The organism is Pseudomonas cannabina (assembly GCF_900100365.1).
GTDB lineage: Bacteria > Pseudomonadota > Gammaproteobacteria > Pseudomonadales > Pseudomonadaceae > Aquipseudomonas > Aquipseudomonas cannabina.
This window is the reverse complement of the sequence record NZ_FNKU01000001.1, coordinates 159,278-171,206: the sequence shown is the minus strand read 5'-3', so window position 1 is coordinate 171,206 and position 11,929 is coordinate 159,278. Positions and strand designations below refer to the sequence as shown.

General features: G+C 59.2%; 11 protein-coding genes. 6 read left to right on the top strand and 5 right to left on the bottom strand.

The features are described from left to right. Positions 1 to 6 precede the first annotated feature (6 nt). Positions 7 to 351 carry a DUF3649 domain-containing protein gene (locus tag BLT55_RS00835; RefSeq protein WP_055001778.1) on the bottom strand — a complete coding sequence of 115 codons (345 nt, stop codon included), beginning with the start codon at positions 349 to 351 and terminating at the stop codon, positions 7 to 9. A gap of 192 nt (positions 352 to 543) precedes the next feature. Between BLT55_RS00835 and BLT55_RS00830 the strand changes: the two genes are divergently transcribed. The 3 genes from BLT55_RS00830 (at position 544) to fecA (ending at position 4,914) form a co-directional block, all read left to right on the top strand. Then, on the top strand, positions 544 to 1,047 hold the full coding sequence (locus tag BLT55_RS00830; protein ID WP_055001777.1) for a sigma-70 family RNA polymerase sigma factor: 504 nt from the start codon (positions 544 to 546) through the stop codon (positions 1,045 to 1,047). Next, positions 1,044 to 2,021 (top strand): FecR domain-containing protein, encoded by a 978-nt coding sequence (locus tag BLT55_RS00825; protein WP_055001776.1) that lies wholly within the window; start codon positions 1,044 to 1,046, stop codon positions 2,019 to 2,021. Before BLT55_RS00830 ends, BLT55_RS00825 begins: the two co-directional genes overlap by 4 nt. A 544-nt stretch (positions 2,022 to 2,565) precedes the next feature. Further along, positions 2,566 to 4,914: a TonB-dependent Fe(3+) dicitrate receptor FecA gene (gene fecA, locus BLT55_RS00815; protein WP_054998644.1), complete on the top strand. Its 2,349-nt coding sequence runs from the start codon at positions 2,566 to 2,568 to the stop codon at positions 4,912 to 4,914. 249 nt (positions 4,915 to 5,163) lie between these two features. Here fecA and BLT55_RS00810 read toward each other — a convergent pair whose 3' ends face one another. Then, positions 5,164 to 7,665 carry a TonB-dependent siderophore receptor gene (locus tag BLT55_RS00810; protein WP_054998643.1) on the bottom strand — a complete coding sequence of 834 codons (2,502 nt, stop codon included), beginning with the start codon at positions 7,663 to 7,665 and terminating at the stop codon, positions 5,164 to 5,166. Between the two features lie 246 nt (positions 7,666 to 7,911). On the opposite strand from BLT55_RS00810, the gene BLT55_RS00805 reads away from it, so the two are divergent. After that, a complete protein-coding gene (locus tag BLT55_RS00805; protein ID WP_007252661.1) occupies positions 7,912 to 8,343 on the top strand; it encodes an HPF/RaiA family ribosome-associated protein in 432 nt (143 codons plus the stop codon). A 96-nt stretch (positions 8,344 to 8,439) separates the two neighbouring features. Here BLT55_RS00805 and BLT55_RS00800 read toward each other — a convergent pair whose 3' ends face one another. Further along, a complete protein-coding gene (locus BLT55_RS00800) occupies positions 8,440 to 9,402 on the bottom strand; it encodes a FecR family protein (RefSeq protein ID WP_054998642.1) in 963 nt (320 codons plus the stop codon). Beyond that, a complete protein-coding gene (locus tag BLT55_RS00795) occupies positions 9,399 to 9,941 on the bottom strand; it encodes a sigma-70 family RNA polymerase sigma factor (protein ID WP_054998641.1) in 543 nt (180 codons plus the stop codon). Before BLT55_RS00795 ends, BLT55_RS00800 begins: the two co-directional genes overlap by 4 nt. Positions 9,942 to 10,105: 164 nt before the next feature. Here BLT55_RS00795 and BLT55_RS00790 point away from each other — a divergent pair, with 164 nt between their 5' ends. After that, positions 10,106 to 10,438: a DUF3509 domain-containing protein gene (locus BLT55_RS00790; protein WP_054998640.1), complete on the top strand. Its 333-nt coding sequence runs from the start codon at positions 10,106 to 10,108 to the stop codon at positions 10,436 to 10,438. 106 nt (positions 10,439 to 10,544) lie between these two features. On the opposite strand, the gene BLT55_RS00785 is transcribed toward BLT55_RS00790, so the two are convergent. Continuing rightward, positions 10,545 to 11,033, bottom strand: coding sequence for a phosphate-starvation-inducible protein PsiE (locus BLT55_RS00785; RefSeq protein ID WP_007244071.1), 489 nt, complete (start codon positions 11,031 to 11,033; stop codon positions 10,545 to 10,547). A gap of 406 nt (positions 11,034 to 11,439) precedes the next feature. Between BLT55_RS00785 and BLT55_RS00775 the strand changes: the two genes are divergently transcribed. Beyond that, positions 11,440 to 11,706, top strand: coding sequence for a YebG family protein (locus BLT55_RS00775; RefSeq protein ID WP_054998639.1), 267 nt, complete (start codon positions 11,440 to 11,442; stop codon positions 11,704 to 11,706). Positions 11,707 to 11,929: the final 223 nt, after the last annotated feature.

Here is an 11,929-nt window from a genome sequence, read left to right as displayed (position 1 = left end):
CCTCCTTCACAAAAACCACCGAGTGCAGGCCCAAGCTGCGCCGAGCACGGCGCAAGGTGCCAGCACACCCGCCCAGGCTTGCACTGCGCTGCGGCATGCGAAACACCAGAGCACTGCGCCCAGATAAGCCAGAAACGAAAACATCATGCCGATCACCACCGCTTCGGCGCGCGGAACCGGCAGCCACTGCGCGATGCAGACGCTGACCAGCGACGCCAGCAGGTAACCGGCAAAAATCGCCGCCAGCGCACGCGAGGTAACGGCTAGCCGATAAGCTATCGCACGCCCTTTGCTGGCGGTTTTCGGCGCACGTTTTTCCGGCACACAGCGGCTTGAGGGGGTGGCGTCCATCGAGGAATGTTCAACCGATTGAGGAAAACGGGGCAGGTGCGCCGGGACAGATGTCGCAATAAACACCAGCGCTGTAAGCCATTCGTCTCTGTTCAGACGAATAAAGCGCAATATTAATGATAAATATTCTCATACGCAAAAGAGTCTGCCAGAATCCACGCCATCATTGAATGCTGTGGATTGTCCTCCGTGATGCACATCGCCCACTCCGCCACCAATCACATTGTCGAAGGCCTGTATCAGGCACACAACGCCTGGCTGACGAACTGGTTGCGGCGCAGGCTCGGCTGCCCTCACAACGCGGCAGATCTGGCGCAGGACACTTTCATCAAAGTGCTGAGCGCACGTGACACCGCGCAGATCATCGAACCGCGTGCGTTCCTGACCACCATCGCCAAGCGCGTGTTGTGCAATCACTTCCGGCGTCAGGATCTGGAGCGCGCCTACTATCAGGCGCTGTCCGAACTGCCGGAAAGCGTGGCGCCTTCGGAAGAAGAACGGGCGATCATTCTCGAAACCCTGGTGGAGCTGGATCAGCTGCTGGACGGCCTGCCCGCGCCGGTCAAGCGCGCGTTTCTGATGTCGCAGGTCGATGGCCTGAGCCACGGGCAGATCGCCGCCGAGCTGGGCATCTCCATCGCGACGGTCAAGCGCCATCTGAGCAAGGCCGCTTTGCGCTGCTACTTCGCGTTATGAACCTGACCAGCGATTCTCTGAACCGATCCGATATCTCGCCTGCGGTGGCGCAGCAAGCGGTCGACTGGCTACTGGAAATGCAGGAAGGCACGCTCGACGCCCGCCGACAGCAGGCCTGGCAGCTGTGGCTCAACGGCAATTCCGAACATCAGCGGGCCTGGGCGCACATGCAACGGGTCAATCAGCGCCTGAGTGGACTGTCCTCACCGCTGGCCCACGCGACCCTCAATGCGCCGAAATCCACCAGCCGTCGGCATGCGCTGAAGCTTTTGTTGTTGCTGGGCGCGGGCTCGGCGGCGGGCTGGAGCCTGCGCGAGCAGATCGCTCTGCAACCGTTGCTGGCCGATTACAACAGCGGCGTGGGCGAACAGCGCAAGGTGGCGTTGAGCGATGGCAGTCAGGTTCAGCTGAATACCGCCAGCGCCGTGGATGTGCGCTTCGATTCGCAGCAGCGGCTGATCCGCTTGTTGCAAGGCGAACTGCTCATGACCGCTTCGGCGGATCAGCGGCCGTTGAACCTGCTGAGCGCCGAAGGCACAGTGAAAGCGTCGACCGGCACCAGCCGCTTCAACCTGCGCCAGCTGGAGGGGCGCACGCAACTGGCGGTGTTCGCCGGTGCCATCGAAGTCGCCCCGGCCAGCAAAAGCGGGCCGGGCTTGCTATTACGAGCGAGCCAGCAGGTGACGTTCAGTCGCGATGCGTGGGACAACGTGCGGGCGGTCGATGCGGGCAGTGGCGCGTGGGCCGATGGCATGCTGGTGGCGTCGCGCATGAAGCTGTCCGACTTTCTCTCCGAGCTGGGGCGCTATCGGCGCGGGCGTCTGCACTGCGACGCAAAAGTGGCCAGCCTGTTGATCTCCGGCAGTTACCCATTGGCCGACAGCGAACGCATCCTCGACATGCTCGAACTCGCCCTCCCCGTGCGCGTGCAGCGCTTTACCCGTTATTGGGTGAACGTGCAGGCGCGGGTTTGATTGTCCCTAGGCTAAAGCACGTAGCGTTATCAACGTTCTGAAAAGCCCGGAATACGGTGCTGAAACTATGCTGATTATCGTTCCCACGCTCTGCGTGGTAGTGCATTTCGTGACGCTCTGCGTCACACAGAGGTTTTGCGATGTCAGTGATGTTTGTTTCTGACTCAGGTCACCTTTGCGCCCTTACGGCGCCCTACTTTGAGGGACCAAAGTAGGCAAAGTCCCGGCTCCGTTTCCGGCCCGACTTCGTCGGGTTCCTTCGCCCTGTCACTGATCCGGGGGCCGCCGCAACGGGCCATCCATGGCCCGGTGCGGCTTGCTCGGCGTCCTGCCTCGCATCCCCCGGATCAGCGACAGGACTCAGCCGTCACTTACGTCGCAATCTGCGTCGCCGGTGCCATCGTGATAAAAAAGCGCTTTTATAAGTGCTCGCAACCGCAGATGAGCCCTCTGCAAATAATTTCAAAAAACGTGAGCTGTTTTCGGTTGCTCGTGTGACAGAAAAGGAAAGCACTTCTCAACCTTCCGGTCAAAGGACTCCTGCATGTCAGCCCGCCCTACCCAGCTTTCTCCGTTGGTGCGCACGTTGCGTCACGTCATTTTCGGCGCCAGCCTCTCGGTCGGCAGCCTGTCGCTGGCATACGCGGCGGACGTAGCTCCCAAGGTGTATCACATTGCACCGAGTGAGCTTGAGGCCGCGTTGAGCCAATTCGGTCGTGAATCGGGCGTGCTGATTTCTTACGGCTCGCAGATCACCAGCGGTTTGAAAAGCCGCGGGCTGGAAGGTCAGTACACACCTGAGCAAGGCCTGAATGCCTTGCTCGAAGGCACCGGTTTGCAGGCCATGGCGGACGGCAACAACGGCTTTACCCTGCAATCGGCCAATGCGGCTGGCGCTCCGATCGAGCTGGGCGCCTCTACCGTGGTGGGCGACTGGCTGGGCGAAGCACAACAGACCAACGTTTTCGAACACCCGGGCGCGCGCGACGTGATCCGCCGCGAAGAATTCGAGCGCGTCGGGGCGACGTCGGCGCGCGAAGTGCTCAACCGTATTCCCGGCGTCAATGCACCGGACAACAACGGCACCGGCAGCCATGACATGGCGCTGAACTTCGGCATTCGCGGCCTCAACCCGCGTCTGGCATCGCGCTCCACGGTGCTGATGGACGGCATCCCGGTGCCGTTTGCGCCTTATGGCCAGCCGCAACTGTCTTTCGCGCCGATCAGCATGGGCAACATGGACGCTGTCGACGTGGTACGTGGCGGCGGCGCCGTTCGTTACGGCCCGCAGAACGTGGGCGGCATCGTCAACTTCGTGACCCGTGCGATTCCTGACGCACCCACCCTCAAAGGCGGCATCCAGACCGAAACCAGCCCGTCGTCCAGCCATGATGGCTTCAAGACCACTGGCAACCTGCTGGCCGGCGGCACCGCAGACAACGGCCTGGGCGGCGCGATTCTGTATTCCGGCGTGCGTGGCGGTGACTGGCGCGAGCACAGCGACACCGAAATCGACGACCTGATTCTCAAGGGTAAATACCAGATCGACGAGGCCAACAGCCTCAACGCCATGGCCCAATACTACGAAGGCGAAGCGCAGATGCCCGGCGGTCTCAACGTCGCCGACTACGATGCCGATCCGTACCAGTCGACGCGCCTGAAAGACAAGTTCTGGGGCCGCCGCACGATGTTCAACTTCGGTTATCGCTACGAACAGGATGCGCGCGTTTTCACCGCCAACACGTTCTTCACCAAAACCCTGCGCAGCGGCTACCTCGACCAAGGCAGCTTCGTTTCCCTGTCGCCCCGCGAATACTGGGTGCGCGGCCTGGAAACACGTTTCTCGCAAGGCTTTGCCCTGGGCGAAACCTGGCATGAAGTCGGCGTCGGCTATCGCTATGTCAACGAAGCCGGTCATGAACTGCGCTATCGCGAACCGGTGACCGGCAAGCTGCCAACCACCGGCAGCCGCAACGACCGCGATACGCGCGGCGCGACCGAAGCGCATGCGTTCTATATCGATGACCGTATCGATATCGGCAAGTGGACCATCACGCCCGGCGTTCGCTACGAGATGATCGACACCGCGCAGAACAACAACCTGACCAACGCCCGGTATCAGGGCGACTACAGCACCGCACTGCCTGCGTTGAACGTGCTCTATCACCTGACCGACACCTGGAACCTGTACGCCAACACCGAAGGTTCGTTCGGCAGCGTGCAATACAGCCAGATGCCCAATCGCGTGACCGGGGATGAAGTCAAACCGGAAAAGGCACGTACCTGGGAGCTGGGCACGCGTTATGACAACGGCAACCTGCGTGCCGAGATCGGCGCGTTCCTGATCAACTTCGACAATCAATACGACAGCAATCAGACCAACGACACCGTGATCGCACGCGGCGAGACGCGCCATCAAGGTATCGAGACCAGCGTCAATTACGCGCTGGAAGGGCTGAACCCGGCATTGGCCGGCTACGACGTCTACGCGACCTATGCGTTCGTTGACGCGACGATTCGTGAAGACGGCCCGAACAAGGGCAACCGCGTGCCGTTCTCATCGAAGCATAAAGGCACCATGGGCGTCAGCTACACCGAAGGACCGTGGAAGTTGAACCTGGACAGTTCATTCCAGAGCGATCAGTTTGCCGACAACGCCAACACGGCAGCCCAAAGCGCCGATGGCAGTACCGGCAAGATCCCTGGCTACATGCTGTTCAGCACACGCGCCAACTACGACTTCGGCCCGCAACTGTCCGACCTCAATGTCGCCGTCGGGATGAAGAACATCTTCAACCGCCAGTACTACACCCGCTCGTTCGACGACAACAACCGCGGCAAATACGTCGGCGAACCGCGCACGGTGTACGTACAGACGTCGGTTGCGTTCTAGTTTTCAAAAGAACACAGGATTTACGTCCCCCCGTTATGTGACTCGGAGCGTCACATAACGTATTTGTACTCGGGAGCATTCATCGTTATACGCAAGCCTTGAGGAGCCCGAGGGACTTGCTTTAAAGCTTCTGCCCGCAGGGCGTGGGAGCGTCGCCCGGTCCGCTCCCACGCCCTACGGGCAGAATCAGAAACGGACTTATATATCACGATGAGCGCTGGAGCGTAGTAGCGTGAAGGGAGCCCCCCCTCACCACCGATAAGTAGCACTCGCCTGCACGGTGCGTTGCGAGCCGTACCAGCACCATGAATAGGTGTAGCACGACGCGACGTATTCCTTGTTGGCCAGGTTGGTGACGTTCAGCGCCAGTCGCAGGTTGTCCATGGTGTTGCTGATGTTCGGGATGTCGTAGTGCACTGCGGCGTCGATCAATGTGTAGCCCGGCACTTTCAGGGTGTTGGCTTCATCACCCCAGCTCGACCCCACATAACGCGCACCGCCGCCCACACCAGCGCCTTTCAACTGCCCGTCATGAAACGTGTAATCCACCCATGCCGACGCGGTATGACGTGGAATGGCGGGTGCCGTTGTACCTTTTACAGCGACCTCGGCACCCGGGGCGTCTCCGATGATGCCGGAGGTCACGTTGACCACGTTGTTGGACTTGGTCACCCGGTTATCCAGATAGGCATACGCCGCAGTGATGTCCAGGTTGTCGTTCAGGCTGGCTTTGCCTTCCAGCTCGAAACCACGCGACTGCACTTCACCGGTCTGAACCTGACAAACCGAGCCGTTACACATATTGCCTTCCGGGTCCTGAGTCAGCACGTTGGCGCGGCGCAGGTCGAAAATCGCGGCGGTGATGAAACTGTTACTGCCGGGGGGCTGATACTTGATACCGAGTTCGTATTGCGTGCCCTCGGTCGGCTCGAACAGTGAACCGCCCTGGCCCGTACCGGTTTGCGGCTCGAAGGATTCGGAATAGCTGATGTAAGGCGCCAGCCCGTTATCGAACAGGTAAACCAGCCCAAGGCGCCCGGTGAATGCTTCGCTGTTGGCAGAAGACCGGGTCTTGTTCCGGGAAGTCAGGTTGGTGGAACTATTGCTGCTCTCGGCCCAATCGTAACGGCCGCCCAGCAACAACACCCACTTCTCCCATTTCAACTGCTCTTGCAGGTACAGGCCTTTTTGCTGATCACGCTGCGTGCTCGACTCGGTATAGGCCGGGACCGCAATGGGCGAGCCGTAGACCGGCTTGAAAATATCCAGCGTCGGCCCCAGGTCATAGCCCGCCTGGGTGTCGGTGCTGGTGTTCTGGTAATCCGCGCCCAGCAACAACGTGTGCTGCAACGGCCCGGTGTCGAAATTGGCCTGCATCTGATTATCGATCGTGTACGAATCGAGATTCACGTCGGTGGCAATGGTGGCGCGTTCGGAGGTGCGATAGTCAGGTCGCAATGTGCCCCAGCCGTTGTAGATGCTGCGATAAACCCCTTCACTGCGCATATAGCGGGCGTTCTGGCGGAAGGTCCAGACGTCGTTCAGGTGGTGCTCGAACAGATAACCCACCGCATGGTATTCACGGTCGCTCTTTTCGAAATCCTTCTCGCCATCATAAAAATCGAAATCGATGTGCCGTCCGGTCGGGCTGTCCACGACCGAGCCGTAAGCAGGCATCGAGCCATAAGACGCGCCTTTGGGGTCGCTCTGATAATTGGCCAGCAGGGTCAGCGACGTATCGTCACTGGGCCGCCAGGTGAAGGCCGACGCAATTGACTGGCGACGGGTCTCGGTGTGTTCGATCTGGCCGTCGGCGTCATCGTAGAGCCCGGACAGGCGATAGGAATACACGCCCTGATCATCGACAGGGCCGCCGAAATCGAACGTGGTGCGTTTCTTGTTGAAGGTGCCATACGTCAGACCGATCTCGTGAAACGGCGTTTCGGTCGGCAATTTGCTGACCATGTTCACCACGCCGCTGGGGCTGGCCTGCCCGTATAACACCGACGCAGGGCCGCGCAGCACTTCCACCCGCTCCAGATCGAACGCATCCTTCTGCGGCGCGGCGTCGCGGTTGTCCGGCATGCGCAGCGCGTCCAGATACAGTGCGGGCGAGAAGCCGCGGATGCTCAGCATGTCCAGACGCGACGCCGTCGAGCCGCGCGTTTCGGGCACCACTGCCGCGCTGTAACGCAACATCTGGCTAAGATTCTCCGCCCCCTGGGCTTTCATCTGATCCTTTGTCACTACCGAGATCGACTGCGGCGTTTCAATCAGCGCCGTGTCGGTCTTGGTCGCCGACAGCCCGCGCGTGGCCACATAACCGCTTACCGGCCCGGTGGCGGTCTCGAATTGCGACGCGCCGCTGATCGTGGTGGCCTGCAATTCCATCGAACCTTCGATCGCCTCGGGCGCGGCCTCGATGCGATAACGACTGGTCGACAACGCCATGGCCCGCAACCCGCTGCCGCTTAACAGACGGGCAATCGCCTCGTCCGGGCTGTACCGCCCCTGCACACCGTTGCTGCGCTTGCCTTGGGTCAGCGCCGGATCGAACGCCAACGCCAGGCCTGCCTGCTCCGAAAAGGTGTTGAGCACCTGGCTCAGATCACCCGCCGGTATCGAAAAGCTGCGCGCCGAGCTGACGCCGGCCTCTGGCAGGGAAGATTCGGCGGCGTGCGACGGCAGCGCTGCACAGGCCATCAGAACGGCAAGTGCCAAGGGGTGCAGCGAACTGGCGGGACGGGGCATGACAGATCCTTGGTATCGATTGGGTTTCCTTAGCCTTGACGCACACCTGCGCAAAACAGACAGCGAATGAGACAGATTTTCATTCAAATGACTGTCCAGGTTTTTTACTGCGAAATATTTCTTACATATTGGGGTTGAATTGTCAGGCCATTGCCGCCAACACTGTGACTGAGTGCAAACGAAATCGATTCCGCAGGGAATCGCACAGTCCAGCCTCGCACGAGCAAGCCCTAATAAGGATTAACTATGCAAATCCAGGTCAATAGCGATAATCACATCGAAAGCAGTATCCGACTGGAGGAGTGGGTCCGTAGCACCGTTGAAAGCACGCTCGAACACTACGACGAAAACCTGACTCGCGTGGAAGTCCATATCCGCGATGAAAACGGCGACAAGCCCGGCCCGCATGACATCAAATGCCAGATGGAAGCCCGGCCAAAAGGACACCAGCCCATTTCCGTTTCCCACAAGGCCGATACGGTAGATCAGGCAGTGGATGGCGCAGCCGTGAAACTCGATCACGCCCTTGAACATCTGTTCGGCAAGTTGCGAGGCAGCAAACGCGGCGCCACCCCGGCCCTGGCCGAGCAGGACGACGATCCGATCAGCCCGGATGCGTTGCTGGAAGAAGAATTTCTGGAAAAAGAGCAGGAGAAAGAAGCCGCTCGTCTGAGCTGATTATCTGAGTTAATGTTTGACACATTTTGTTAACCGATACGGTTTGTAAACAGAGGGCGAACCGGAGACGGCTCGCCCTTTTTGCTCTTGGCGCGGCTATCGGTCAGCCGGTGTGACGCGCACCAACAGATCGGTAAACCGCTTGACCTTGATCGGCAGGTTATCGGACAGCGTGGCCAGCGCCGCATCGGTGTCATCCAGCCGGAACACGCCAGACACCCGCATCCCTTGCAGCGCCTGTGCATCGAAGCGCAGCAAGCCATGGCGATAATTCGCGAGGGTTTGCAGCACTTCACTCAGCGGCCGGTCATCGACCCGAAGCAAGCCCCGCGTCCAGTCCGCCGGATCCTCGTTGCCCAGTGCGTGCGGCGTCTGCACCCGACCATCCTTGAGCAGCGCCTGCTGACCGGTAGCCACGTTGACGACGTCCGCCGTGTTGGCCTGGGCGGCGATGGCGGATTCCAGCACGCTGACCGTGGTGCTCTCTTCGCCACGCCGCACCACAAAGCGCGTGCCCAAAGCCGTGATCGTGCCCTGATCAGTGCGCACCACAAACGGTCGCTGCACATCTTTGGCCACCTCAACCCACAGTTCACCGGCCAGCAATTCGACGACCCGCTGCCGTCCATCGAATTTAACATTCAGCGCCGAGCCACTGTTCAATTGCATCTGGCTGCCGTCGGCGAGGGAAAACTCACGCCGCTCGCCAACCGCTGTCTGTTGATCGGCCATCCAGACGGGCAGACGCTCGACGCTCATCCAGCCGCACACTAAAACTCCGACCAAAGCCAGCGCCTGCACTGCACGCGAGCCTGGTTTTGCCCCCGCAGGTGCGAATGTTTGCCGAAGCGCGACTCTCGCAGACGTGTCGGACACTTCATCGAAACTGCCCCACAACGACTGCATGCGTGACAGTGCAACTTCATGCCGGGGATCGGCCTGCCGCCAGTGTTCGAAGGCCTCTCTGTCAGCCGCACTGATTGAATCGTCGTGCAGCACCGCCAGCCATTCAGCGGCTTCGCCAATCATCCGTTCGGAGGGTTCGTGCCTGTCGCTCATGCAAAATGGCCCGAACCATGCAGTGTCTTGTAGCAATGCACCATGACGCTTGCCATGTACTGTTTGACCATGCTGGAGGACACCCCCAAGTGAATGGCGATTTCGCTGTACGTCAGCCCATCAAGGCGATGAAGCAGGAAAGCCTGGCGCGGTTTTTCGGGCAGGCCTTCAAGCAATCGGGCGATTCGCTCGAGGATCTGCAAGGCAGCGTGTACCGCTTCGGGGCCGGGAATGCCGACCTCGTCGGCATGCAGCGCCAGCGCATCAAGGTACGCACGCTCAACCTTGCGCCGCCGCGCGCCATCAATCAGCAAGCGAGTGGCCGTGGTCGCCAGAAAGGCGCGCGGTTCCTTGAGGTTGAGCGGTTCGGTCAGGGTCAGGATTCGAACGAAAGCGTCATGCGCAAGATCGGCGGCACGTTGCGAGCAGCCGGTCTTTTTCCGCAGCCAGTTCTGCAACCACGAATGGTGGTCGCTGTAGAGCTCGGTCATTTGCTGGCTACGGCGGGCGTCGTCATCAACGGCGGAAAAGTCGCGCATACGTCAATGCATCTCAAACAAGAAAAATTATCATTAACGCAAAAGATGACAGCAAAACCTCTCAGCAGCAAGCGTCGGAGCATCGCAACAGCTGATCAGTCATCGAGAACCAAAAGGACTAATACCGGGTCAACTTATGCAGAACCATTGAGCAGGTGAATGATATGGACAATCCTTTTCAGATGATCACGGACACATTCCACCCCGACTATCGGGTGAATCTGAGCATTCAAGGGCTGGACGGCAGCATCATGCTGACCCTCTCCAATGAACGCGGAGTCGTTGCCAAGCGCCTGATCAGCGCGGCCCAACGCAACGACCCTCAACGCCTGCGCAAGCTTATCGAGAGCGTGCAGTTCGGCATCGCCATCGAGCGTGGCGAGAGCGCAATCAAGATTCTGGCGGCGATGACCGATGGCGTGACACTGCAGAAAGCGCCCGCGCCCGCGAATGGCCCCTGGTCGCGGGATCAGACGGCGGTTAACGCCAGCGTTTGACGGCACTGACCGCCGGGTGTCGCTCGACAATCCTTTCTATATAGCCAGCGCCTGGCGTCATCTTTCGAGATGCCGCCAGCGTCCCAATATTAATCAAATGCCTTGTTCAGACCTCGCCCTTCTCTTCCGTCACCGCGCCTTTGACTGCACTCGATGAATCGGGAATCTTCGCCGACGGGTATTTGTACGAGGCATAACGCACGACCAGAATCGCAAACGCCAGCAGCAGAATGCCGCCGCACAGGTAGATGATGCCGATGTCAGGCGGATTGTGGTGGGACACGTCGGAAATCAGCAGGCGGGTCAGTGCGGTGATCGCGACATAGATCAGGAAGCGTACGGGCATGTGGTTGGTCTTGAAATAAATCCCGGTCATCGCCCCCAGCTCGAGATAGATGAACAGCAACAGGATGTCATCGACCGTGACGTTGCCTTTTTCGACCATCCCCAGAAACGCGACCACTGACGCCCAGGCAGTGATTGCACCAATGGCGAACAGCGCCAGAAAGTGAAAGCTCTCGACGCAGAGGTTGCCCAGTGACTCGGCCTGCGCGTGCACCCGATGCCTGATCTTTACTGCCCATTTGTTTCCCATGACGCTTACCTCTGAACCTTCGTTGATGCCGACCGGACGCCGCCGGATGCGGGTGAAATCTGTTTATGGCCCGTATATAAAGCAGGAACAGGGCCATAGGCTATGGTTGAGAGCGCGACGGGATGTCGCAAGGCACATTTGCCGGACAAAAAAAGATGCGCATACGCCACTATCTATACAGGGCTTGATTACTGCGTCATTTTTACTGTATAAAAACACAGTAATCGGGAAATCACCTTCAGACGCAGATGCGTGGGTGACGGCCTTCACTGTAGCGCACCGCTCTACCTGACCGGCACGCTGGTCATGCACGATCACTGCTTTTGCATCACCCGCTGGTCAGAGCGTGAAGCGCTGAACGTTCGGGTCTAGCCCTTTCAACACTGGATAAGACGACGAGGCCAAAATGGCTGTTGAAACCCTTTACCGCAGTACCCGCGATCTGGAGACTACTTTCGTGGACCGTAAACTCGCCGATGCGCACGATCAAATGCTCGAGCTGGCCGAGCTTCTCACTGACGTCCTGGTCAAGAATGTGCCGGGCATTTCCGAGAAGCACGCGGAAGACGCGAGCATTTACATGGCGAAAAACCGGGCCGTTTTTGCAGCAGCGTTAAAAAACAATGCAACAGCACTCAATGAGCTGTCTGCGCCAGCCGCCACAGAAGACTGACTGCCACTCGAATGAATACCGACCCTCTTCATCGAGGGTCGTTAACCATTCTCATTTATGGCTTGCCCATATCAGTGCTGTCCTGTTACAACTCTGGGTGTTGGCATTCAAACGCATAGTTCCAGTTCAAAAACATGTAACACGACGCCAGAAAGTTCCCTCGCTTTCCCCCCGCATCAAAATCGATACATAGTAAAGTTCCACACCGCCATAATATCAGCGT